The 23,616-nt window shown below is 70.3% G+C and carries 21 protein-coding genes and 1 riboswitch; of the genes, 14 read left to right on the forward strand and 7 right to left on the reverse strand.

The window, feature by feature from the left end; genetic code table 11:
* Positions 1-141: 141 nt before the first annotated feature.
* The 4 genes from modB to QT382_RS20705 all read left to right on the forward strand — a co-directional run bounded on the left by modB (position 142) and on the right by QT382_RS20705 (position 2,809).
* The gene (gene modB / locus QT382_RS20690) at positions 142-825 is read left to right on the forward strand and encodes a molybdate ABC transporter permease subunit (RefSeq protein ID WP_289256017.1); all 684 of its coding nucleotides are present in this window, start codon (positions 142-144) and stop codon (positions 823-825) included.
* The gene (locus QT382_RS20695) at positions 822-1,502 is read left to right on the forward strand and encodes an ATP-binding cassette domain-containing protein (RefSeq protein WP_289256018.1); all 681 of its coding nucleotides are present in this window, start codon (positions 822-824) and stop codon (positions 1,500-1,502) included. The genes modB and QT382_RS20695 overlap by 4 nt, the downstream gene beginning before the upstream one ends.
* Complete coding sequence (locus QT382_RS20700; protein ID WP_289256019.1) at positions 1,499-2,323, forward strand: TOBE domain-containing protein; 825 nt, start codon at positions 1,499-1,501, stop codon at positions 2,321-2,323. The genes QT382_RS20695 and QT382_RS20700 overlap by 4 nt, the downstream gene beginning before the upstream one ends.
* Before the next feature lie 90 nt (positions 2,324-2,413).
* The gene (locus QT382_RS20705) at positions 2,414-2,809 is read left to right on the forward strand and encodes an MAPEG family protein (RefSeq protein WP_289256020.1); all 396 of its coding nucleotides are present in this window, start codon (positions 2,414-2,416) and stop codon (positions 2,807-2,809) included.
* 9 nt (positions 2,810-2,818) lie between these two features.
* Here QT382_RS20705 and QT382_RS20710 read toward each other — a convergent pair whose 3' ends face one another.
* Genes QT382_RS20710 through QT382_RS20720 form a run of 3 tightly spaced genes read right to left on the reverse strand, consistent with a single transcriptional unit; the run spans position 2,819 to position 7,060 of the window.
* Positions 2,819-4,252 (reverse strand): wax ester/triacylglycerol synthase family O-acyltransferase, encoded by a 1,434-nt coding sequence (locus QT382_RS20710; RefSeq protein ID WP_289256021.1) that lies wholly within the window; start codon positions 4,250-4,252, stop codon positions 2,819-2,821.
* Between the two features lie 28 nt (positions 4,253-4,280).
* On the reverse strand, positions 4,281-6,362 hold the full coding sequence (locus tag QT382_RS20715) for a sensor histidine kinase (RefSeq protein WP_289256022.1): 2,082 nt from the start codon (positions 6,360-6,362) through the stop codon (positions 4,281-4,283).
* Positions 6,359-7,060 carry a response regulator transcription factor gene (locus QT382_RS20720; protein WP_289256023.1) on the reverse strand — a complete coding sequence of 234 codons (702 nt, stop codon included), beginning with the start codon at positions 7,058-7,060 and terminating at the stop codon, positions 6,359-6,361. The genes QT382_RS20715 and QT382_RS20720 overlap by 4 nt, the downstream gene beginning before the upstream one ends.
* 143 nt (positions 7,061-7,203) lie before the next feature.
* On the opposite strand from QT382_RS20720, the gene QT382_RS20725 reads away from it, so the two are divergent.
* Positions 7,204-8,400 (forward strand): SPFH domain-containing protein, encoded by a 1,197-nt coding sequence (locus QT382_RS20725; RefSeq protein ID WP_289256024.1) that lies wholly within the window; start codon positions 7,204-7,206, stop codon positions 8,398-8,400.
* A gap of 81 nt (positions 8,401-8,481) precedes the next feature.
* Positions 8,482-9,933: a hypothetical protein gene (locus QT382_RS20730; protein WP_289256089.1), complete on the forward strand. Its 1,452-nt coding sequence runs from the start codon at positions 8,482-8,484 to the stop codon at positions 9,931-9,933.
* A gap of 18 nt (positions 9,934-9,951) precedes the next feature.
* On the opposite strand, the gene QT382_RS20735 is transcribed toward QT382_RS20730, so the two are convergent.
* The gene (locus QT382_RS20735; protein WP_289256025.1) at positions 9,952-11,340 is read right to left on the reverse strand and encodes a S8 family peptidase; all 1,389 of its coding nucleotides are present in this window, start codon (positions 11,338-11,340) and stop codon (positions 9,952-9,954) included.
* Between the two features lie 52 nt (positions 11,341-11,392).
* Positions 11,393-11,487: riboswitch (cyclic di-GMP riboswitch) on the reverse strand.
* 113 nt (positions 11,488-11,600) lie between these two features.
* On the opposite strand from QT382_RS20735, the gene QT382_RS20740 reads away from it, so the two are divergent.
* From QT382_RS20740 to QT382_RS20760, 5 genes are all read left to right on the forward strand, one after another.
* Positions 11,601-11,957 (forward strand): YciI family protein, encoded by a 357-nt coding sequence (locus tag QT382_RS20740; RefSeq protein WP_289256026.1) that lies wholly within the window; start codon positions 11,601-11,603, stop codon positions 11,955-11,957.
* An 89-nt stretch (positions 11,958-12,046) separates the two neighbouring features.
* Positions 12,047-12,439: a YciI family protein gene (locus QT382_RS20745; protein WP_289256027.1), complete on the forward strand. Its 393-nt coding sequence runs from the start codon at positions 12,047-12,049 to the stop codon at positions 12,437-12,439.
* Positions 12,436-13,698: an RNA polymerase sigma factor gene (locus QT382_RS20750; protein ID WP_289256028.1), complete on the forward strand. Its 1,263-nt coding sequence runs from the start codon at positions 12,436-12,438 to the stop codon at positions 13,696-13,698. Before QT382_RS20745 ends, QT382_RS20750 begins: the two co-directional genes overlap by 4 nt.
* A 34-nt stretch (positions 13,699-13,732) precedes the next feature.
* Positions 13,733-14,794: an AraC family transcriptional regulator gene (locus QT382_RS20755; protein ID WP_289256029.1), complete on the forward strand. Its 1,062-nt coding sequence runs from the start codon at positions 13,733-13,735 to the stop codon at positions 14,792-14,794.
* A 106-nt stretch (positions 14,795-14,900) separates the two neighbouring features.
* Positions 14,901-15,971 carry an alpha/beta hydrolase family protein gene (locus QT382_RS20760; RefSeq protein WP_289256030.1) on the forward strand — a complete coding sequence of 357 codons (1,071 nt, stop codon included), beginning with the start codon at positions 14,901-14,903 and terminating at the stop codon, positions 15,969-15,971.
* Here the strand turns inward: QT382_RS20760 and QT382_RS20765 are convergent.
* Genes QT382_RS20765 through QT382_RS20775 form a run of 3 tightly spaced genes read right to left on the reverse strand, consistent with a single transcriptional unit; the run spans position 15,931 to position 18,694 of the window.
* A complete protein-coding gene (locus tag QT382_RS20765) occupies positions 15,931-17,697 on the reverse strand; it encodes a M14 family metallopeptidase (protein ID WP_289256031.1) in 1,767 nt (588 codons plus the stop codon). The genes QT382_RS20760 and QT382_RS20765 overlap by 41 nt on opposite strands.
* A 44-nt stretch (positions 17,698-17,741) precedes the next feature.
* Complete coding sequence (locus QT382_RS20770) at positions 17,742-18,101, reverse strand: translation initiation factor Sui1 (RefSeq protein WP_289256032.1); 360 nt, start codon at positions 18,099-18,101, stop codon at positions 17,742-17,744.
* The gene (locus tag QT382_RS20775; protein WP_289256033.1) at positions 18,098-18,694 is read right to left on the reverse strand and encodes a DUF2242 domain-containing protein; all 597 of its coding nucleotides are present in this window, start codon (positions 18,692-18,694) and stop codon (positions 18,098-18,100) included. The genes QT382_RS20770 and QT382_RS20775 overlap by 4 nt, the downstream gene beginning before the upstream one ends.
* 104 nt (positions 18,695-18,798) lie before the next feature.
* Here QT382_RS20775 and QT382_RS20780 point away from each other — a divergent pair, with 104 nt between their 5' ends.
* From QT382_RS20780 to QT382_RS20790, 3 genes are all read left to right on the forward strand, one after another.
* Positions 18,799-19,866: an ABC transporter substrate-binding protein gene (locus QT382_RS20780; RefSeq protein ID WP_289256034.1), complete on the forward strand. Its 1,068-nt coding sequence runs from the start codon at positions 18,799-18,801 to the stop codon at positions 19,864-19,866.
* Positions 19,867-20,002: 136 nt separating this feature from the next.
* Positions 20,003-21,790 (forward strand): FAD-dependent oxidoreductase, encoded by a 1,788-nt coding sequence (locus QT382_RS20785; RefSeq protein ID WP_289256035.1) that lies wholly within the window; start codon positions 20,003-20,005, stop codon positions 21,788-21,790.
* A complete protein-coding gene (locus QT382_RS20790; RefSeq protein WP_289256036.1) occupies positions 21,787-23,610 on the forward strand; it encodes a 2-oxoacid:acceptor oxidoreductase subunit alpha in 1,824 nt (607 codons plus the stop codon). The genes QT382_RS20785 and QT382_RS20790 overlap by 4 nt, the downstream gene beginning before the upstream one ends.
* The last annotated feature ends 6 nt before the right edge of the window (positions 23,611-23,616 follow it).

Consider the following 23,616-nt stretch of genomic DNA (forward strand, 5'->3'; position numbering starts at 1 on the left):
GCGGCATCCTAGCGCCGCGCGATGCCTGGCCTCTTGGGCGCTTGCCCTAGTCCGGTCGGTGCCCGCCGGGGCGGCATATATAGTCGTATACGTCGCATTTCGAGAAAGCACCGTGTCCGCTTGCACCCGCTGCAGTTCCCCATGGATGGCGCCTGGATCGCGCTCGCGCTGAGCCTCAAGGTTGCCGGCTGGGCGACGGCGCTCAACCTGCTGCTGGGCGTAGGCGTCGGCTATGCGATGGCGCGGCGCCGCTGGCCGGGCCGCGAGCTGCTGGACGCGCTGCTGACCCTGCCCATGGTGATGCCGCCCACGGTGCTGGGCTACTACCTGCTGGTGCTGCTGGGCTCGCACGGTCCGCTGGGCGCCTGGCTGCTCCAGCACTTCGGCATCCGTCTGATCTTCACCTGGCAGGCCGCCGTGATCGCGGCCACCGTGGTCTCGTTCCCGCTGGTGTTCAAGGCGGCGCGTGCTGCCTTTGAAACCGTGGATGCCGAGCAGCAGGACGCGGCCCGCACGCTGGGCATCGGCAATGCCGGCGTGTTCTTCCGCGTTACCCTGCCGCTGGCCTGGCACAGCATCCTGGCCGGCCTGCTGCTGGCCTTTGCGAGGGCCCTGGGCGAGTTCGGCGCCACGCTGATGGTGGCCGGCAGCATTGCCGGCAAGACCCAGACCCTGTCCATCGCCGTCTACGAGGCGGTGCAGGCGGGCCAGGACGACACGGCCAATCTGCTGGTGGCCCTGACCTCGATCACCTGCATGGCCGTGCTCTTGGCTTCCAGCCGCTTGCTGCGCAGCCCGCTGGCATCGCGGGCGGCCAGGCGATGAACTGGGAGTTGCGCGTCCACAAACGCCTGCCGCAGGGGCGTGGGCATTTCGAGCTGGACCTAGACATCCAGGCCGCCGCACCGCGGCTCGCCCTGTTCGGCCCCTCGGGCTCGGGCAAGAGCCAGACCCTGAAGATGATTGCCGGCGTCCAGCGGCCCGACCGCGGCCGCATTGCCGTGGCGGGCGAGCTGCTGTTCGATGCCGAGGCTTCGCTCTCGCTGGCGCCTCAGCAGCGCGGCCTGGGCTGCGTGTTCCAGGACCATGCGCTGTTCCCCCACCTGAGCCTGCGTCAGAACATCGCCTTCTCGCGCGTCCGCGGCTGGCGCAATCCAGCGCGGCGCTTCCATGACCCTCTCGTCGAGCAGTGGATAGCGCGCTTCGGCCTGCAGGCCGTGGCCGACCAGTGCCCGCTGGAGGTCTCGGGCGGCCAGCGCCAGCGCGCGGCCCTGGCCCGCGCCCTGGTGTCCTCGCCGCGCGCCCTGCTGCTGGACGAGCCCTTTGCCGCCCTGGACCAGGCCCTGCGCCGCAGCCTGCGCGCCGAGCTGGCCGAGCTGCAGGCGCAGCTGAAGATCCCGCTGCTGCTGATCACCCATGACGAGGACGATGTGAAGGCCCTGGCCGACCAGGTCGTGACGCTGGACCAGGGCCGCGTCGCCTCGATCACGGAGCTGGAATGAGCAGCAGGAAGAAAAGCAACCAGACCCGGCTGCGCCTCGAGGGCTCGGTCTGGATCAAGGCCGGCGAGGAAAACCTGGGCGGCCCCGGCCGCATCGCCCTGCTGCGGGCCGTGGCCGAGCAGGGCTCGATCACGCAGGCGGCCAAGGCCTATGGCATGAGCTACAAGGCCGCCTGGGATGCGATAGACGCGATGAACCGCGTGGCCGGCGAGCCCCTGGTCGAACGCAGTACCGGTGGCCGCGGCGGCGGCTCCACGCGGCTGACCGAGCGCGGCGCACGCCTGGTCGAGCGCTACACGCAGATCGAGGCGGTGCACCGCCGCTTCCTGGGCCTGGTCGATGCCGCAGCGGTGGACCTGGACCGCGAGTTCTCGCTGCTGGACGTGATCAACATGAAGGCGAGCAGCCGCAACCAGTTCCAGGGCGTGGTGACTTCGCTGCGCGAAGGCGCGGTCAATGACGAGGTCGAGATCGAGATGCCAGGTGGCCAGCCGCTGGTGGCCATCATTCCGCGCGAAAGCACGGCCGAGCTGGGCCTGCGCGTCGGTGTGGCCGTGATGGTGCTGATCCAGTCTTCCAATGTGCTGCTGGCCACCGGCCTGGACGGCGCCCGGGTCTCGGCCCGCAACCAGCTGGCCGGCAAGGTGAAGGCGCTGCGGCCCGGCGCGGTCAATGCCGAGGTGGAGCTGGAACTGGCCGGCGGCAGCCTGCTGGTGGCCACGGTCACGCAGGCCAGCGTGCAGGCCCTGGGCCTGAAGACCGGCAGCAAGGCCACGGCCCTGGTCAAGGCCTCGGACCTGGTGCTGGCCGTGCTGGCCTGAGCGGGGCCGCACGGCGCGGGTTTCCTCCCTGCTGCGGCCGGCGCGACGGCGCCAACATCGGCGTCGCGCCGATCCGGCGAGGAGACTTCGATGACCCCTTTGCTCAAGCTCGTGCTCTGCATGGCCTGCATCACCTGGCTGCTGCTCTTGTTGGCCAGCCTGATCAAGGCCAAGGGCTGGACGCCCGCCGGCTTTCTGCTGGCCCTGGGCAACCGCGACAACATGCCCGACCCCGGCGTGTTCGCCGGCCGCGCCGACCGCACGGCCAAGAACACGCTCGAGGCCTTCGTGCTGTTCACGGCCATTGCCCTGGTCGCCCATGTCTCCGGCGTGCAGTCGCCGCAGATCCTGCTGGGCGCCCAGGTCTTCTTCTGGTCGCGCATCGCCTACATCGCGCTGTACTACCTGGGCGTCGCCTATGTGCGCACCGCCGTCTGGATCGCCGGCAATGTCGGCCTGGTGATGATCATCATGGCGCTGCGCTGAGCCGCGGCTTCAGGCGCCCAGCGACTGCCACTCCGCCAGCGCTGCCCGCAGATGGCCGGCCAGCCTGGCCACGTCGGGCAGGGCCTTGCCACAGGCCATCAGGCCGAATTCCAGCGAGTCGCCATAGCTCTGCACCGTGATGTTCAGGGCCATGCCGTGGACCACGATGGAGCTGGGGTAGTTGGTGACCATGCGGGCCCCGGCCAGGTAGAGCGCCTGCTGCGGGCCCGGCACGTTGGAGATGGCCACATTGGCCAGGGCCGGCAGCTTCTCGGCGGCCCGTGCCGCACCATAGAGACGGGCCGCGCCGGCCATCAGCCAGGGCAGGCCCAGCGAAGGAAAGTCCAGCGGCATCAGCTGCTTCAGCGTGCCCAGCGAACCCTTCATCGCCTGGGAGGCGGCCAGCACATGGGCCAGGCGCTTGCGCGGATCGGCGATGTGGGTGCCCAGGGTGACGGTGCTCATCGTGGCCTGGTTGTTCGAGGCCGTATCGCCCGCCGCTCGCAGCGAGACCGGCACGGCCGCCACCAGCGGCTTGCGCGGCAGCTCGTGTTTCTCCAACAGCACTTGTCTTAGCGCCGTGCCACAGAGATAGAGCACCGCATCGTTGAGACTGGCGCCGGCCTGCTTGCGCAGCTTGTGCAACTCGGCCAGCGGCAGGCTGACGGTGGCGAAGCTGCGCGTGGCCGACACGCTCTGGTTGAAGCGGGTGCGCGGCGCCAGCTTCAAGGGGCTGCCAGCGGCGCTCTTGCCCTTGAGCAGGCCCAGCAGGGCGGCGCCGGCATCGCCGGCCGATCCACCCAGGGTGCCCAGGGTGCCGGGCAGGCTGCGGGCGATGTTCAGCACCTGCTGGGCCTGGTGCATCAGGGCACCGCGCATCAGGGCCAAGGTGCCGGCCTCGGGCCGGTGGTGCAGCGGCCGGTCCGGCAGCTCGCGCGGCACCGGGCCCAGGTCCAGGATCACCGCCGCCAGCGCCACCGCGGCCTGGCCGTCGACGGCGGCGTGATGCAGCTGCGTGTAGAGCGCGACCCGCCTGGCGCCGTCGTCGGGCGAGGGCGCCAGGTCTTCGAACACATGGAACTTCCACAGCGGCCGGTCGCGCGGCAGCAATTGCGGATGCAGGCGGGCCACGGCGTCTTCCAGCGCCAGCAGGCCGCTGCCCGCCGGCAGCTCCACCGACACCACATGCTGGTCCAGGTCGGGCTGGGCATCGACCCAGGCCGGGTTGACCAGGTTCAGCCCCACCGAGGCCAGGCGCCGGCGCAGCGCCGGCAGATGCGGCATTCGCTTCTTCAGATGGGCCCGCAGCGCATCGACGAAGCGGCCCTCGAAGCCGGCCGGCAGCTCCAGCACATGCAGGGCGCCCACATGCATGGGCATCTGCTCCGTCTCCAGGAACAGAAAGCTCGCATCCAGTCCGGCCAGTTGCTTGATTGCCGCCATCGCATGCCCTCCAGAGCTGCGGAGCATGCTAACTGCTGCGGCGCAGCCTCAGCTCGAACACCACGCCGCCCTCGACATTGCGGGCCGCGATCTCGCCGTCCATCTTGGCCAGGTAGGTCTTGGCGACGAACAGGCCTTGGCCGCGACGCTCGCCTTGGCCCTGGGGCTGGTCGGACACGCCGTATTCGAAGATCTTGTCGACGAGACCCGGGCCTATGGCCGGACCCTGGTTGTGGATCTCGACGATGGCGCCGCTGTCGTCGCTGGTAAGGCTCAGCGAGATCGGCGTGCCAGCCGGCCGGTAGCGGTCGGCATTGCGCAGCACATGGGTGACCACGTCCTCCAGCGAATAGGCATCGGCCTTGACCCAGACCGGCTCGCCGAGTGCCGCGTACCGAACATCGGCGATGTCGGCGAACTGGGCATTGGCGGCCACCTCCTTGAGGAACTGGTCCAGGTCCAGCCGACCCGCATCCAGCGTGGCCGAGGCGATGGCCTCGCTGGGCGAGGCGGCACCGTAGAGCACGCGCACCGCCTGCTGCATGCGCTGCAGGTAGCGGAAGCTGGGGTCTTCGGGCGCGCCATGCAGGACCAGCAGCGACTGCAAGGGCGACATGATCTCGTGACCCACGGCATGCCACATGTCGCGCTCATGCTCGGCCCGCAGATGCTCGCGGCGCAGGCTGTCGCGCACCCGCTCCAGCAGGTCGGCCATGGAGCCGGCCAGGATGCCGACCTCGTCGCTGCCGCGCAGGTCGGCCACGTCGAGCTGGCCCAGGCGCTGCTCGACCTGCGGATGCTGGACCTCGTAGGACACGGCCGCCGCACGCCGGGTCAGGCGCGCTACGCGCCGCATCAGGCCCAGGGTGATGATCAGCCAGGCCAGGGCGATGGCGGCCAGCATGGCGCCGACCAGCCAGGAGGCCCGCGCCGCGCTGGCGCTGAGGGCGCGGTCCAGGCTGCGCCAGTCGCCATCCAGGCGCAAGTCATAACGACCCAATGGCGTCGCCACGGAATCATCGGCCCGCAGCTGCGGTACCTGGACCTGAACCGGCAGACGGCGTATCAGCCGGGTCAGCCAGGGCGAGGGCAGCTCGTCCGGATCGACCGCGCCGCGCAGCACCGAGACCGGCTTGCCGTCGCGGCTGATGGTCAGCGTCTCGCCCGCCTGCAGGCTCGCGCCCACGCCGGCCAGCGAAACCGAGGGGGGCAGCAGCTCACCGGCATTGCTGTCGAACAGCGGCGGCGCGCCGTCCGGCGCCAGCAGCTCGACCCGTAGCGCGATGGCATAGAGGTCGACCGGCGGCCAGGCCATGGCCGGCTTTTCGAACAAGGCCTCGCGCCAGGCCTCGACCGGCAGCCGTATCGAATACAGCGTGCGGCGCGGGCAGTCCGCACCGCTGCTGCCAGCCAGGCAAGGCCCTTCGCGCCACAGCCAGCCGCGGAAGTCGCGCTGAGGCCGCGCCGAGGCGGCCAGCTTGTCGCCGCCTCCGATGAAGCCGGTCAGCCGGCCGAGCTGGCCCTCGCCCGCCGAACTCATGGCCTCGAAGGGGGCGATCCATTGCCAGTCCTGGCTGCGCATGGTCAGGGTGATGCGGGCCCGGTGCAGCTCGGCCAGGTCCAGCGCGCCGCGTTCGCGGCCTTTCAGGGGGCCGGCGTCCAGGCTGCCGACCAGGTAGATGAAACCGCCGGCCGAGGCCTTGCTGCCCACGGCCACGCAGAGGCTGGCGCCGGAGCGGAACTGCAGGGCGCAGCCCGACATCTCGACCACGCGCTGGGCCTTGGCCGGGTCGTCGAAATCGATGGCCGAGAAGGGCAGCAGCAGCGGCGTGATAGGCCGCCCCGCCTGCAGCCCCGGGTTCAACAGGGCCAGCTGGCCCGTGGGATGGCGCAGCTGGGCCGCGACCTCGCCCAGCGAGCGCTTGAAGCCCTGCTCGTAGCGCTGGTAGCTGCGCTGCTTTTCTTCCAGCAGCAGCGAGACCGCCAGCGCCAGCGTGGCTGCGGCCAGCAGCAGGAACACGCCATGGAAGACGATGCGGCTGCGGAAGGCGGCGAGGCCGAGGCGCGGCACCTCGTCCAAGCGGGGCAACTCGACGCTGCCTAGCTTCATCCCTTGGTCCAGCGGAAGCCGCGCATGGGGACGTTTTCAATGCCCTCGAACGACGGATCGATCTCCTTGAAGGCCTCGCGGATCGCGCTGACATGCTTGCGCACGTTGTCGCGGTTGCGGCCGCTCTTGACCACCTCGAACAGCTGCTCGTAGCTGACCACTTCGCCGCGGTGCTGGGCCAGCGTGGCCAGGATGCGCTGGGCGGTCAGCGGCAGATTGATGCGCTGGCCGCGCCAGGTCGGGCTGCGCTGCCACAGCGGGTCCAGGCTCAGCTCGGGGTCAGGTGTTGCCACAGGGACGGTAGCCGGCTTGCGGGCCTTGGCGGCGCGCAGCATGTCCAGGAAGGTCTCTATGAACTCGGCCTCGTCGAAGGCGGTCTTCTGCAGGTAGTCCCAGGCGTCCAGCGCCTTCATGATGCCGCGGTAGATGGCGGCCGGCATGGCCGACACCACCAGCACCGGCGTGCCTTGCTGCAGCTTGTTGATCGCATTGATCAGGGCCACGCCCGCATGGCGCTCGCGGCCCAGCTCTATGTCCAGCACCACCAGGTCGTAGCCGCCACCGGCCAGGGCGGCCTCGGCGGCATCGCGGTCGAACCACTGGTCGATCTGCAGCTCCGGCCGGGCGGCGCGTATCCAGCCGACCAGCTGGTCGCTGGTGGGGCGGTCGTCTTCGATGACGGCGACTCGATTGGTCATGGCGGCCGATTATGGGAGGGGCCAGGGCAGGCGCCTGTGAAGATTTCTTCCGCGCCCCGGAACGCAGCCACCCGCCGGCCGCCTTGTGGCTTCCACCCCTGAAATCGAATCATGCAGCCATCGCAACACGGAGGAACCCAGCGATGGACACGACGAATCTGAGGACCCAGCTTTCGCAACTGCCGGCCGCCATCCGCAGCGCCCTGCCCCCGGTCAACGGCCGCCTGCTGGCGACCCTGCTGACGGCCGGTGTGGTCGGTGGCCTGGCCTATGGCCTGGTCAGCCATCCGCCCTTCTACACGGTGCAGCGCGGCGAAGCGGCGGTGCGCACCAATCTGTTCAGCGGCGAGACCAGCATCTGGCGCGAAGGCCGGGTGCTGATGCTGCCCGGCGTGCATGAAGTCCGCGGCCTGCCGCTGCAGGACCAGAGCTACCGCGCCGTCTCCATGAGCCGCGCCGACGGCACGGCGCCGCTGCAGTCCGTCGAGGGCCTGTCGCTGGGCCTGGACCTGAGCGTGCGCTACGCCATCGATCCGGCCCGGCTGGCCCTGCTGTCGCGCAGCCTGCCCGACAACATCGAGCGCGACCTGGTCGAGCCGGCCCTGCAGGGCGTGGCCTACCGCCTGATCGCCCGCCACACGGTGCGTGAGGTGTTCTCCAGCAAGCGCGCCGAGATCCAGCAACAGCTGGAAGCCGAGCTGCGCGTGCGCCTCGCCGCCGACGGCCTGCTGCTGCGTGGCGTGCAGATAGGCAAGGTCGACCTACCGGCCGACTACCGCAAGGGCATGGACGCGCTGCTGGCCGAAGGCCTGTCGACCGAGAAGATGCGCTACACGCTGGAGCTCAAGGACAAGCAGGTCAAGCAGAGCGAGCTGGAAGGTGCGGCCGACAAGGTGCGCCGCGAACTGGCCGCCGAGGCCGCGGCCCGCGAGCAGGTGATCGCCGCCAAGGCCCAGGACGAGGCCATGAAGTACGTGATCCCGCTCAAGCAGCGCCAGATCGAGCAGCGCCAGCTGGAAGCCGAGGCCGCCAATGTGGCGCGGGTCAAGATGGCCGAGGGCTCGGCCCAGGCCCGCCGCATCGAGGCCGAGGCCGAAGCGCAGGCGCGCCAGAAGCTGGCCGATGCCGAGGCCTACCGCCTGGCCCAGCTGGGCAAGGTCAATGCCCAGCAGATGGCGGCCGAGGGCGAGCTGATCACCCGCCATCCGCTGCTGGTGCAGAAGACCCTGGCCGACAAGCTCTCGGACAAGGTGCAGGTCATCATCGCGCCCCCGCCGGCGGCCGGCGGCTTCATAGGCAATGGCCTGCTGGGTGCCAACAAGACCGAAGCCAAGGAGTAAGCCGCCATGACACGCATCCTCCGTTCCCACCGCGTCCGCCAGGTCGGCCTGGTGATGGCCCTCGCCCTTGCTGCCGCCTGGATGCAGACCTGCCAGGCGGCCGACAAGAATGAAACGCAGAAGCCACTCGGTGCCGGCCTGGTGCTGCAGGACCAGGCCTCGCTGCGCGGCGCGGCCCGCGACTCGGCGCCGCTGCAGGCCCAGCTCTGGCGCGGCGAGGCGCTGGAAATCCGCGGCGAGCGCCAGGACTTCGTCAATGTCTGGGACTACCGGCGCGAGCGCGGTGGCTGGCTGCGCAAGAGCCAGGTCTACCGCCTGCCTGCCGACCCGAACGAGATGCTGGCCGCGCTGCGCCTGGTGCGCCAGCAGGCCGGTGCCGAGGCGCTGGGCCTGGGCCTGGGCGCGGCCTATGTGCAGGCGGCCTCGCGCGAGCAGCTGAACGGCCTGGCCGGCGCCGAGGTGCTGGACGCCCTGGGCACGCTGGCCGAACGCATTGCCGACCGCGCTTCGCAGGGCAACAAGCAGAACGAAGCCGTGGTCGCGGCCCAGCTCGACGTGGCCGCCCGCTACGGCCTGCGCTTCACCGGCCTGGAGCAGGCCGATGGCCGCATCCAGCTCTGCTATGACGGTGATGCTTTCCGCCGCGTGCTGTCGCTGCCGGCCGCGCCCGAGCAGCAGGCCCGCGCCGCCCTGGCCCTGACCCGGCCCGACTGCGTCAATCCGGTGGCCACGCCGACCGAGCGCGAAGCGCATGACGGCTGGCGCGCCGAGGTGCTGGACCGGGTCGAGCTGCAAGACCTGGCCCCGCATTGGAAGAACCGCGTGCTGATGCGCCGCGCCGCGGTCCAGGCCAGCCTGGCCTTTGCCCGCAGCAGCCGCGACGCTGCCGGCTCGACCCAGTCGGCCCGCCTGGCCCTGGAGGCCATGGGCAGCATCCAGCTGCTGGAGATCGCCGAGGACGACCAGTCGGCCTGGAATGATGCGGCCATGCGTGTCAATGCCGTGCGCTGGGCCGCGCTGCCTCGGCCGGAGTCGCAAACGCTGGGCGCCGGCCTGCGCCTGCTGAGCAGCCGCGGCAGCAGCGAAGGCGAGACCTGTGTGGTTCTTCAGCAGGAAGCGAGCAAGGCCGAGCTGGCCCGCCGCTGCAGCCATGGCCAGGTCTGGCTGGCCTCGGCTTCGGCCAATCGCGAAGGCACGGCGGTGGCGCTGGCGGTGCAGTCGCTGGATGGCTGGCGCGAGCTCTGGGTGTTCTCGCGCAAGGGCCGCGAGGCCTGGCGCCTGCAGGTGCTGCCGCCGGCCGTGGCCACGCCGGGCCTGGGCTATGCCGAATTCGCCGGCTGGGTGCCGGGCGGCCAGCAGCTGCTGGTCAGCCGCGAGTCGCGGGCCGAGGGCCGCTACCTGCGCCGCAGCTTCGAGCTGCTGTCGCCGGACACGCTGACGACCGAGCGCCAGGCGCCGGAAGCCCAGCAGCTGGGCGCCTTCCAGCGCTGGCAGGACCCGGCCTGGAAGCGTGCTTCGCTGGCCCTGCGTTGATGATGAGCCGGACGGCGCTTACTTGGCAGCCAGCGCCGCCGCCACCGCGGCCTCGGCATTGACGATGCCGGCGCCGCAGCCGCTGCAGCTGGCCGGGAAGGCGCGGGCGCTGCTCTTGAGCAGGGTCGCGACCTGGTCGGGCGTCAGCTTGGGATTGGCCGACAGCATCAGGGCCGCGACGCCGCTGACCGCAGGCGCGGCCATCGACGTGCCGGCCATGTAGGCATAGGTGTCGGAGCCCGGTGTGCTGGTGCCGGTGTTCCAGGTCGAGGCGATGGCGGCGCCACTGTCGCCGCCCGGGGCGGCCAGCGTCACGCTCGTGCCGTAGTTGGAATAGGAGGCGCGGCCACCGGCCTTGGTGGTGGCGGCCACCGAAACCACGCCCGTGCAGTTGGCCGGCGAGCTGGTGCTGGCATTGGCTTTCTCGTTGCCGGCAGCCACCACGACGACCGCGCCCTTGGCGCGGGCCGCGTTGATGGCGGCCTGCGTGGTCTTGCCGCAGGCGGCCGTGCCGCCCAGTGACAGGTTGATCACCTTGGCCGGCGTGGTGTTGGTCGGCTGGCCGCTGACCGCATTGCCGGCCGCCCAGCTGATCGCGTCGGCGATGTCCGAGCTGTAGCCGCCACAGCGGCCCAACGCGCGCAGCGGCAGCACCTTGGCGCCCCAGGCCACGCCGACCACGCCGGTCTTGTTGTTGGCGGTGGCGGCGACTATGCCGGTCACATGGGTGCCGTGCCAGCTGCTGTTGGCGGCCGCGGAGCCGGTGCTGCAATAGCCGGCCGTCACGTAGTCGCCCGGGTCGGCGGCATCGGCATCGCGGCCGTCGCCGTCGTTGGAGATGAAGCTGGTCGAGACGAAGTCGCGGCCGGCCAGCAGGTTGGCGCTGAAGTCGGCGTGCTTGCGCACGCCGGTGTCGATCACGGCCACCACGACGCCGCTGCCGCTGGCCTTGTCCCAGGCGGCCGGGGCGCGGATGCCGCCGGTGGCGTCCGAGAGGCTCCACTGCAGCGAGTAGTAGCTGTCGTTGGGCGTCATCAAGGGCTTGAGCAGGTGGTCGGGCTCGGCATAGAGGATGTCGGGGTCGCCGGCGCTGATCGCCTGGGCCATGGCCTCGGCCTCCTGCGGGCTGATGGCGCGGCTGATGGCCATCACATGAGCGCCACCGCTCATGGCGCGCAGATGCCGCACGCTGACACCCTGCCGGTTGCCCGCCACGCGGATCGCCGCCTCGCCGCGTGCCGTGGCGAAGGGCTGGACGCCGTCGCGGTACTTGACGATCAAGCGGTCGGTCGGCGATTCGTCCCGGGCCAGGTCGGCCAGCGGGTTGTGCTCGCGCGCCTGGGCGGCGCAGGCGAGGCTGGCCAGGGCCAGGGCGGAGAACAGGCGGGGGAGGGAGGAGCGGTGCATGAAGAACTTGCCTCGTGTGGAGCTGCTGACGAGGCCAGGCGGTGGTGTGCCGTCTGGCAGCCCCGCTGCCCTGGCGAACCCTGGGGGGTCCGCTTTAGGCCGGTGGCTTTGCGTCGCGCGCTTTCACGCGCTTTGCCGGGCTCAACAATAGGCGGCGGGCGGTTTTCGCACCAGCGGGCGTTACACGTTGGTCCAGGCGGCGCGGGATTTGTTGGCAGAGCCGGCGCACAATCGCGCCGCCCAAGGAGGAATTGGTAACCATGTCCTACATGCTTCTGATCGTCGAGCCGCTGGGCCAGCGGGCCGAGCGCGGCCGCGAGGCCGGGGAACAGGTCTACGAGCGCATGCTGCGCTTCAGCGCCCTGCTGCAGGAACGCGGCGTGCTGGTGGCCGCCAATTCGCTGGCCTCGACCCGCCGCGCCAGCCGGTTGCAGGTGCGCGAGGGCCGCCAGCAATGGAGCGACGGCCCGTTTGCCGAGAGCAAGGAAATGGTCGGCGGCTTCTTCCTGCTGGACAAGGTCAGCCGCGAGCAGGCCATGGACTACGCCGCCCAATGCCCGGCCGCCGAATGGGCGACGGTCGAGGTGCGCCAGGTCGGGCCCTGTTTCGATGACTGAGGTCGCGCACAAGCCTGTAGATTCCGGGCCGCCTCGCCCGTCGTGTTCCTGAGCGCCCCGCCCCGGGGTGCCTTCACCAGGAGACCCCGATGCGCTTCATGATCATCGTGCTGGCCAATGCCACCAGCGAGGCCGGCGTGCTGCCGCCGCTGGACGACCCCATCTTTGCCGACATGGAGGCCTTCCACACCGAGCTGGCCCAGGCCGGCGTGCTGCTGGACGCCAACGGCCTCAAGCCCACCAGCGCCGGCTGGCGGCTGCGCTACGAGGACGGTGCCAAGCCGCGTGTGCTGGACGGCCCCTTTGCCGAGACCAAGGAGCTGATCGCCGGCTACACGCTGATCCAGGTGCGCTCCCGCGAGGAGGCGATGGAATGGTCGCGCCGCTTCCCGGCGCCGTTCCGCGGCCAGGCCTGCGAGGTCGAGGTGCGCCAGCTCTATGAGCCGGAAGACTTCGAGGCCGGCACCCAGGGCGGCCCATGAGCCTGCAGATCGAGCGCACGGTCACGGCGGTCTGGCGACTGGAGTCCGCCAAGATCATTGCCCACGTTGCGCGCATCACCCGCGACGTGGGCGTGGCCGAGGAGCTGGCCCAGGACACGCTCTTGAGTGCGCTGCAGCGCTGGCCGTCCGAGGGCCTGCCGGACAAGCCGGCGGCCTGGCTGATGACGGCGGCCAAGAATCGCGCGCTGGACCATGTGCGGGCCGAGGCCCTGCATGCGCGCAAGCATGAGGAGCTGGGCGCCGACCTCGATGCGCAGCAGGCCCACATAGTCCCGGACTTCGTCGACGGCCTCGATGCCGCACGCGCCGACGACATTGGCGACGACCTCTTGCGGCTGATCTTCACGGCCTGCCATCCGGTGCTTTCCACCGAGGCGCGCACGGCGCTGACGCTGCGCTTGCTGGGCGGCCTGACCACGGCCGAGATCGCCCGTGCCTACCTCGCTGCCGAGCCCACCATCGCCCAGCGCATCGTGCGCGCCAAGAAGACCCTGGCCGCCGCCCGCGTGCCTTTCGAGCTGCCGCCGGCGGACCAGCGCAGCGAGCGCCTGGCATCGGTGCTGGAGGTGATCTACCTGGTCTTCAACGAGGGCTATTCGGCCACGGCCGGCGAGGACTGGCTGCGGCCCGCGCTGTGCGAGGAAGCCCTGCGCCTGGCCCGCGTGCTGATGGGCCTGATGCCGGACGAGGCCGAGGTGCTGGGCCTGAATGCGCTGGTGGAGATCCAGGCCTCGCGCCTGGCGGCCCGCACCGACCGCGAGGGCCGGCCGGTGCTCTTGATGGAGCAGGACCGTTCGCGCTGGGACCCGCTTCTGATACGCCGCGGCCTGGCCGCGCTGCAACGCATTGCCGAGCTGCGCCAGGCCCTGGGGCCGTATGCGCTGCAGGCCGCCATCGCCGCCTGCCATGCGCGCGCGGTCAAGGCGGCCGACACCGACTGGGACGAGATCGTGGCGCTGTACGACGCGCTCTGCCAGGTCAGCCCTTCGCCGGTCGTTGAGCTGAACCGGGCCGTGGCCGTGTCCATGGCCGAGGGGCCGGCGGCCGGCCTGGCCCTGGTCGATGAGCTGGTTGCTGCGGGCACGCTGGACCGCTACCACTGGCTGCCCAGCGTGCGTGGCGACCTGCTGGCCAAGCTGGGCCGCGAGGCCGAGGCCCGGGCCGAGTTCGAGAAGGCTGCCGCCATGACGGCCAACGAGCGCGAACGCCAGCTGCTGCTGGCGCGAGCGAGGTCCTGACCGTCAGAGGGCGGTGCTATCGTGCGCCGCCAAGATGACCGAGCCTGCCTACGCCGCCCTTTTGATCGATGCCGCGCTGCGCGGCGCCGTGCTGGCCCTGATGGGCGTGACCGCATGGCTGATGCTGCGCGACCGCGCCGGCTTTGCCGCCGTGCGCCTGGGCGTGGCGCTGGCGGCCGGCCTGGCGGTCCAGGTCGTGTCCTCCATGCCCTGGTTCGAATGCCAGGTGCCGCGTGCCTGGCAGGCGCCGCTGGTGGGCGTCTCGGTGGCCAACGGCCTGCTGTTCTGGCTGTTCACCGCCGCCCTGTTCGACGAGGAATTCCGGCCGCGCCGCTGGCAGGCCGGGGCCTGGCTGGCCGTGGCGGCGCTGGGCACCAGCAACTGCCTGCTGGCCCTGCCCGAGGGCTCACCCTCGATGCTCTTGCAGCGCTGGTTGCCGGTGCTGTTCGCCCTGCTGGCGATACGCGCGGCCCTGCGGCCGCGGCGGGCCGACCTGGTCGAGCGCCGCCGCCGGCTGGCTCTCTACCTGGCCGTGGCGGGCTCGGTCTACACCGTCGTCCTGGTGGCGCTGCGCCTGGCCTCGCCGCAGGGGCGGCTGAGCGAAGGCGGTGCGGTGCTGGACATGGCGCTGTTGCTGCTGCTGGTCGCCGGCCTGGCCTGGAAGCTGCTCGGCGTGGCGCCGAACGAGTTGCTGCCGGCCGCACCGGCTCCCCTGCCGGCCGAGCCGCCGCCGGTCGATGCCGAGGAGCGGGCCCAGGCCGAGCAGATGCGCCAGCGGGTCGAGGCCGAGGGCCTGTTCCGCCAGGAGGAGCTCGGCATCGGCCAGTTGGCCGACCGCCTGGGCCTGCCCGAGTACCGTTTGCGCCGGCTGATCAACCAGCAGCTGGGCCACCGCAACTTCAACGCCTTCATCAACGGCTTCCGCCTGGCGGCGGCGCGGGCGGCTTTGGCCGATCCGGCGCGGCGCGAGGAGTCGATACTGGCGATTGCGCTGGAGGCCGGCTTCGGATCGATAGGCCCGTTCAACCGCGCCTTCAAGGCCGAGACCGGGCTGACTCCCAGCGAATTCCGCCGCCAGGCGCTGGCCGATTGCTGAATTCGGCCAGCCGAAACCCGCTCAGACCGGAATCGGCGAGACGGCCGGACGCCGCCTTCGCACAGTGACGCCACCGCCGGCCTGTTGCCGGCGATGAGGAGTCAAGATGGGATTCAAGAGGGGGATGGCCGGCTTGCTGCTCGGCCTGTGGGCTTGCGTCAGCGCCCAGGCCGGCGTGGCGGTGACCGAGCTGCGCTCGCAACCGGACGAGGCCGAGCCGGTCACGGTGTTCTACCCGACCGAGCTCGCCGGCCAGCCGGAGCGCCGATTGTTTGGCAGCTTCCGCATCGCCGTGGACGCGCCACCGCGGCCAGGCAATGGCCGCCTGGTCGTGGTCTCGCATGGCTCGGGCGGCTCGCCCTGGGTCCACTTCACGCTGATACGCGCCCTGGTCGAGGCCGGCTACGTGGTGGCCGCGCCGCGCCACCGGGCCGACAACAGCTGGGACGATGGCAGGCCCGGCCCCGACAGCTGGACGCTGCGGCCGGCCGAGGTTTCGCGGGCCATCGATGCGGTGGCCGCCGATGCGCGCTTCGGGCCGCGCGTCGATCTGCAGAACGTCGGGGTCTTCGGCATGTCGGCCGGCGGCCACACGGCGCTCAGCGTGGCCGGCGGCCGCTGGTCACCGGCGCTGTTCAGCCGGCATTGCGATGGCCACCTGGCCGAGGACTTCAACGCCTGCGTGGGCCTGGCCACGCGGCTGACCGGCGGCTGGGCCGACGGCCTCAAGAAGTGGATCGCGACCCGGGTCCTGCGCTTCAAGTTCGCCGATGACGGCGAGCTGCGCCAGCACAGCGACCGCCGCATCAAGGCCGTGGTGGCGGCGGTGCCGGCGGCGGCCGATTTCGATCCGGGCTCGCTGACCCGGCCCACCGCGGCGCTGGCCCTGGTCACGGCCCGGCAGGACCGCTGGCTGCATCCGCAGTTCCATTCCGACCGCATCCTGGCCGCCTGCCTGCCGCGCTGCGAGCACCTGGCCGATCTGGCGGCCGGCGGCCATGGCGCCTATCTGTCGCCGCTGCCGCCCGGCCTCAGCGGCCTGCTCGGCGAGCTGATCAACGACCCGCCGGGCTTCGACCGCGCGGCCGAGCTGCCGGCGGTGGAAGCGCGCATCGTCGATTTCTTCGAGCGCCACCTCAGGGTTGCTGGTCGGTCCTCAGCACCGGATAGAGGTTGAAGCGTTCGTCCCAGCTGCTGTGGCGGCGGGCGAAGAAGTCCAGGCGGGCCGACGCGCTCTTGGCGAAGGCGGCGTCCTCGGCGATGCGCTTCTCGAAGGCGGCCTTCAGCGCCGGGTCGGCGGCCAGCTGCTCGCGGGCCACTTCCTCGGCCACATAGCCCTCCATGTATTCCTTGCGCTCGAAGTGATTGTTGAAGAAGCCCCAGGCCACGAACGAATCGGGCGCCAGCGGCTCCAGCAGCGACATCACCAGGCGGGCGCCGGGCTGGGCAATGGGCACGAACAGCGAGCCGGCCGGCAGGTCGCGCGCCTCGGCGGCCCACTGGCCCTGCAGGTCCAGGCGCTGGTGGCTTTCGACCGACTGGGCACCGCGCTTGGCCATGGTGGCGCGGAAGGCCTGGACCGGCGCCTTGGGCAGCGGCGCTTTCAGGATCCGGTAGTTGAGGCCGTGCAGCTTGAGCTTGTCGGCCACCCAGGCCGCATGCTCGGCCGGCACCAGGTAGCCGGCCTTGGGCGCCTGGACCTGCAGGTCGGCCACGATGTCGTCGCGCAGCGGCAGCTTCCAGAGTTCGGGCTTGCTCTCGTCGTAGCGGGTCATCAGCGCGCCCGAGATATCGCTGGGCGTGCGGGTGTAGGCATAGCCGCGGAACGCTATCTCGCGCACTTGGGCACTGGCCTTCCAGCTCAGCGCCACGCTCTGGCCGGCCAGCTGCGCGGCGCGGGTATCGGCCTCGGCCGCGACCTTCTGCCAGGCCGCGCCTTCGGCCGCCATGCGCTCCAGCACCGAGACCACGATGTTGCGGGTCACGCGCACCCGGGTCGGGTAGTCCTTCCACGAATGGGTCTCGACCAGCATGGCCAGGCGGTTGCGCAAGAGCGGGTAGCCGGTGGAGAAGCGCGGCGGGGCCACGCTGTCGGTGAAGCCCGAGGCCGGATTGTCGTCCTCGTTGAACGAGGGATAGAAGACCACGGGCAGCGAGCCCTGCTTGGCGATGTCGGCCACCACGCCGTCACGCCAGGCGCGGCCCACTTCGCGCAGCGCCTCGTCGCCGGCGTGGACCGGCTCGACCTGCACCGCCACGTCATGCTCGAACTTGGCGCCGTCGGTGACGTGCAGGTCCACCAGGGCCAGCGGGTCCCAGAGGTCGATCAGGCGCAGCATGGCCTGCATCTCGGGTGCGTCGGCCTTGGCGTAGTCGCGGTTGAGGTTGTAGTTCTGGGCCGTGGTGCGCCAGCCCATCTGCTCGGGGCCGCGCTGGTTGGGACGGTTCCAGGCGGCGAAGCGCTCATGGCCGTCCACGTTGAACACCGGCACGAAGACCAGCACCTGCTTCTTCAGCGAGCCGGCCGCGGCACGGCCGTCGAGAATCTGGCGCAGGGCCAGGAAGCCGGCGTCCTTGCCGTCGATCTCGCCCGCGTGGATGCCGCCCTGGATCAGCGTCACCGGCAGCTTGCGCTTGCGGGCCTCGGCGGGGCTGAGCGCACCACTGTCCGAAGCCACCAGGGCCAGCATGGGACGGCCCTGCGGCGTGCGGCCGAACTCCCAGCAGCGCACCCGGCCCGGGTAGGCCTTGGCGAAGTCCATGCACAGGGCCTGCACCTCGTCGAAGCGGCCGGTCTTGAGGAAGCCGCTGCGCTCCGAGACCGTGGTCAGCGAAGGCGGCGCGGCCAGGCTGGAGGCGGCGAGCAGGGAGGCGGCGAGCAGCGCGGTGAGCTTGTGGGACATGGCGGGTCGTTCGGTCGGGCGGCAAAAAAGTGCCGCCGACTGTACTAGCCGCCCGCCCTCTTTGCCGGATGGCCGGCCTTGACCAGCAGCTCGGTCACGCGCTCCGCATGGTCGCCCTGGATCTCGATCACGCCGTCCTTGGTCGTGCCGCCGGTGCCGCAGGCCGAGCGCAGCTTCTTGCCCAGCAGCTGCAGCTCGGCTTCCGCCAGCGGCAGGTTCTTGACCAGGGTGACGGTCTTGCCGCCGCGGCCCTTGCTCTCGCGCCAGACCTTGGCGATGCCGTCGCCGCTGCTCGGCTTGGCCGCCTTCTTCAGTGCGGCGCAGCGGCAGTCGGCCAGCGCCTGGCGGCAGTCCGGGCAGGTGCGGCCGGTCTCGGTGGAATAGACAAGCCTGGAGCCGCTCATTGCACGGAGGCGGTCGGCTTGTCGTTCGACTGCTCGCGCAGCATGCGGCTCATCAGCGCGAAGAAGCGGTCGTAGAACTCGCCGGCCGGGATGGTCTCGCTGGCCACCTTGACCAGGGAGTCCTGCGACGAGGACAGCGGCACCGAGATCGAGCCCAGGGCGCTGACGCCTATGCTGGTCGCATTGGTGCTCTTCTTGATCGCGTAGCGGTCCTGCTGGGCCGAGACATAGGCGGTGGCGATGCCGCTGTTCTTGCCGTCGGGCACGCAGACGATGTTGAAGCTCAGCTCCACATGGACCTCGCCCTCGGGCTGGAAGCGCTTGCTGCCGTTGATCGCGCCTTCGCGGGCGCTGGTGATGATGTAGCCCTGGCTCAGCAGGGCCCGGCGGGCGGCTTCGCAGGTGTCGGCCACGCCGGCGTCGAACAATCGCGAGAAGGTCTCGTCGCTTTGGAAGCGCTCGTTCAGGTAGACCGCGGTCTTGGGCGTGGAGCTCAGCGAGGGGGCCGAAAAGCTGCAGCCGCCGAGCAGCGCCGTTGCGGCCAGCAAGGCGGCGAGCAGGCGCAGCGGATGGGGGCAGGCATGAATCAGCATGGGGCGAATTATCCCCGGGCCGGCTTGGCGGACCGGCCGGGGCGCAAGCCGCCCCACCCAATGGGGGGTGATGCTAAGCTCCCCCGGCTCTGACCCCACCGCCCATGGACGCCCGTCGACGACGCCTCCTGACCATGCTGCCGGCACTCTGGGCCGCTGGCCGTCCGCTGGCCGCGCCGCCTACGGAGCTGGAGAAGGCGGCACGGGCGGAGGGCCGCATCGTCAGTGCCGGCATGCCCGATTTCTGGGCGAACTGGCGCGAGACCTGGTCCGACATGCAGCATCTGCATGGCCTCCTCCATGAGGATTTCAACACCAGCAGCGCCGAGGCCATTGCCCGGCTGCAGAACGAAGGCCGCCAGGCCACGCTGGACATTGTCGACGTGGGCTACGAGTTCGCCGCCCAGGCCAAGGCCTTGGGCCTGACCCGGGCCCACAAGCCGGCGGTCTGGGAGCAGATCCCCGACTGGGCCAAGGATGCCGAAGGCCATTGGGCCCTGGCCTACACCGGCACGATTGCCTTCGTGGTCAACACCAGGGGCGTGACCAAGGTGCCGCACAGCTGGAAGCAGCTGTTCGAGGACCGGCAGCTGCGCGTGATGCCGGGCGAGGTCGGCCCCACGGCGCAAGCCAATGCGGTCCTGCTGGCCGCGGCCATTGCGCTGGGTGGCAGCGAGACCCGGCTGGACCCGGCCGTGGCCCGCTTTGCCGATGTGGCGGCGCGTGGTCGGCTCAATCCGATCAATGTCGGCGTGGGACGCATGAAGGCCAACCTGGCCGATGTCTACCTGATGTGGGACTTCAATGCCCTGTCGTTCCGCCACCGGCTGGCCAATGCGGCCGACTTCGAGATCCTGATCCCGGCCGACGGCTCGGTGATGAGCGGCTATGCGCCCCTGCTCAACCGCTACGCGCCGCGTCCCAATGCGGCCCAGCTGGTGCGCGAATACATCTTCAGCGACGCCGGCCAGCTGAACCTGGCGCGGGGCAATGCGCGGCCGATCCGCATCGACCAGATCGAGCTGCCCGAGGCGGTGCGCCGCCGCCTGGTGGACAGCGCCCAGTACCGCAATGCGCGGGCGCTGCAGCCGCAGCTCTGGGCGCGCGAGTCGAAGAAGCTGGGCCCGGTCTGGCAGAAGGAAGTGCTGCGCCAGCCGGCCACCCTGCCCTGAAGCAGGGCGCGCGGGTTTGCCCCGGCCCCCCGCCCTGGTGCGCCGGGCGTAGACTGGCCCGACACAGTGGTGCATCGGTGCCGCAGACAGCACCGTGAAAGTGCAGACGCTGTGAACGCCCAGGAGGACATCCACGGTGCAGCGCAGCGATATCCTTGACCCGGCCTACTTCCACAAGGTCGTCGATTGCCAGTGGGCCTGTCCGGCCCATACCCCCGTCCCCGAATACATACGCCTGATCGCCCAGGGCCGCTACGACGAGGCCTACATGGTGAACTGGCTGTCCAACGTCTTCCCGGGCGTGCTGGGCCGCACCTGCGACCGGCCCTGCGAACCGGCCTGCCGGCGCGGGCGCGTCGAAGAAAAGAATGCCGCCAAGCCCGAGGCGGTGGCGATCTGCCGGCTCAAGCGCGTGGCGGCCGACAACACCAGCGAGGAGCTGCGCACCCTGTTCCCCAAGCCCGCGGCGCGCAACGGCAAGCGCGTGGCCTGCGTGGGTGCCGGCCCAGCCTCGCTGACCGTGGCGCGCGACCTCGCGACGCAAGGCTATGCGGTCACGGTCTTCGATGGCGAGGCCAAGGCCGGTGGCTTCATCCGCACCCAGATTCCGCGCTTCCGCCTGCCGGAGTCGGTGATAGACGAGGAATGCGGCCATGTGCTGAACCTGGGCGTGGAGCTGCGGGCCGGCGAGCGCATCGCCTCGATGAAGGCGCTGCTGGCCGAGGGCTATGACGCGGTCTTCGTCGGTTGCGGCGCGCCGCGTGGCCGCGACCTCCATCTGCCGGGCCGCCAGGAGGCCGGCGCCAAGATACGCATCGGCATCGACTGGCTGGCCTCGGTTTCGTTCGGCCATGTGGACAAGGTGGAGCCGCGGGTCATCGTGCTCGGCGGCGGCAACACGGCCATGGACTGCTGCCGCTCGGCGCGGCGCCTGGGCGCCCAAAGCGTGACCGTGGCGGTGCGCAGCGGCTATGCGCAGATGAAGGCCTCGCCCTGGGAAAAGGAGGACGCCGAGCACGAGGGCATTCCCATCCTGGACTTCCATGTGCCGCTGGCCTTCGAGCATGAAGACAACGGCAAGCTGACCGGCATGCGCTTCAAGAAGGCGCAGACCGGCGAGGAAGTCGTGATTCCCTGCGACGAGGTGCTGATCGCCGTCGGCCAGGAGAACGCCTTCCCCTGGATAGAGCGAGACGCCGGCATTGCCTTCGGCGAGGACGGCCTGCCGCAGCTGGACCGGGTCACGTTCCAGTCCAGCCTGCCCCAGGTCTTCTTCGGCGGCGATGCGGCCTTCGGCCCCAAGAACATCATCACGGCCGTGGCCCATGGCCATGAGGCGGCGGTGTCCATGGACCGCCATCTGCACGGCGAGTCGGTGGCCAAGCGGCCGCCGCCGCATGTGAACCTGCTGTCGCAGAAGATGGGCATACACGAATGGAGTTATGACAACGCCATCGCCAACGATGCCCGCTACAAGGTGCCCTGGGCCAAGGCCGAGAAGGCGCTGGCCAGCATCAAGGTCGAGGTAGAGCTGGGCTTCGATGCCGCCACCGCTTTCAAGGAGGCGCAGCGCTGTCTGAACTGCGACGTGCAGACCGTGTTCAGCGACAAGCAGTGCATCGAATGCGATGCCTGCGTGGACATCTGCCCCATGGACAGCATCACCTTCGTCGAGAACGGCGAGGAGGCCGAGCTGCGCCAGCGGCTCAAGGCGCCGGCCCTGAACCTGGAGCAGGCGCTGTACGTGTCCGGCGACTTGAAGACCGGCCGCGTGATGGTCAAGGACGAAGACGTCTGCCTGCACTGCGGCCTGTGTGCCGAGCGCTGTCCGACCGGGGCCTGGGACATGCAGAAGTTCCTGCTGGTCACGACCAAGGCCGGCGCCGCCTGCCGGGACCATGAGACGCGGAGGGCGATGGCATGAGCCGTATCGAAGCGGTCAACGACTTCGTCGTCAAGTTCGCCAACGTGAACGGCTCGGGCTCGGCCTCGGCCAACGAGTTGTTCGCCAAGGCCATCCTGCGCATGGGCGTGTCGGTCAGCCCGCGCAACATCTTCCCCAGCAATATCCAGGGCCTGCCGACCTGGTACGAGGTGCGGGTCAGCGAAGCCGGCTGGCTGGGCCGGCGCGGCGGCGTGGACCTGATGGTGGCGATGAACCCGCAGACCTGGGACGCCGACCTGAAGGAGATCAGCCCCGGCGGCTACCTGTTCTACGACTCGACCCGGCCGCTGCCGCCCAGCGCCTTCCGCGAGGACCTGCATGTGATCGCCATGCCGGTCACGGCGATCTGCAATGCCACCTACGAGGACTCGCGCCAGCGCCAGCTGTTCAAGAACATCATGGTGCTGGGGGCGCTGTCGCAGCTGATGGGCATTGAGCCGGCGGTCATAGAAAAACTGTTCGCCGAGCAGTACCGCGGCAAGGAAAAGCTGCTGGACTCGAACGTGCGCGCCCTGCATGCCGGCCGCGAGTTCGCGCGCGACCACCTCGGCGGCCTGCTCGCCCTGCAAGTCAGGCGCGCCGACAGCGTGGGCCAGCGCATCTTCGTGGACGGCAATGCGGCCACGGCGCTGGGCATGGTCTACGGTGGCGCCACGGTCTGCGCCTGGTACCCGATCACGCCGTCCTCATCGGTGGCCGAGGCCTTCGAGAAGTACTGCGGCAAGTACCGGGTCGATGCGGCCACGGGCGAGAAGCGCTATGCCATCGTCCAGGCCGAGGACGAGATCGCCTCGATAGGCATGATCACCGGCGCCGGCTGGAACGGGGCGCGGGCCTTCACCGCCACCTCGGGGCCGGGCGTCTCGCTGATGAGCGAGTTCCTGGGCCTGGCCTATTTCGCCGAGATTCCGCTGACCATCGTCGACGTGCAGCGCGGCGGGCCGTCCACCGGCATGCCCACGCGCACCCAGCAGGCCGACCTGGTGGCCGCCGCCTATGCCTCGCATGGCGACACCAAGCATGTGCTGCTGCTGCCCGAGGATCCGCGCGAATGCTTCGAGATGGCGGCCGCGGCCCTGGACCTGGCCGACCGGCTGCAGACCCCGGTCTTCCTGATGACCGACCTGGACATAGGCATGAACCAGCGCCTGTGCGAGCCGCTGGCCTGGATTGAGGGCCGCGGCTTCGACCGCGGCAAGGTCATGACGGCCGAGCAGCTCGAGGCCGGCAAGGAGTTCGCGCGCTACAAGGACATGGATGGCGACGGCATCCCCTGGCGCACCCTGCCCGGCACGCATCCGAGCAAGGGCGCCTACTTCACCCGCGGCACGACCCGCGACCCGCAGGCCCGCTATTCGGAAAAGGGCGAGGACTATGTCTACAACGTCGAGCGCCTGCTGAAGAAGTTCGCCACCGCGGCCACCCTGGTGCCGCAGCCGCAGCTCAGGGTCGCGGCCAGCAAGACCCGGCTGGGTGTGCTGTATTTCGGCTCGACCAGCCCGGCCATGGACGAGGCCCTGCATGCGCTGTCCGGCGCCGACATCCATCTCGATGCGATGCGGCTGCGGGCCTTCCCCTTCCCGGCCTCGGTGCGCGAATTCATCGACGCCCATGAGCAGGTCTTCGTCGTCGAGCAGAACCGCGACGCGCAGATGCGCAGCCTGCTGGTCAACGAGCTGGACATAGCGCCAGCGAAGCTGACCAAGGTGCTGCATTTCGACGGCACGCCCATCACCGCCCGCTTCATCACCGAGGCGATCACGCGCCATGTGCATGCGCTGGCCACCACGCCGCGCTGAGACGAC

This window comes from Pelomonas sp. SE-A7 (assembly GCF_030345705.1).
GTDB lineage: Bacteria > Pseudomonadota > Gammaproteobacteria > Burkholderiales > Burkholderiaceae_C > JAUASW01.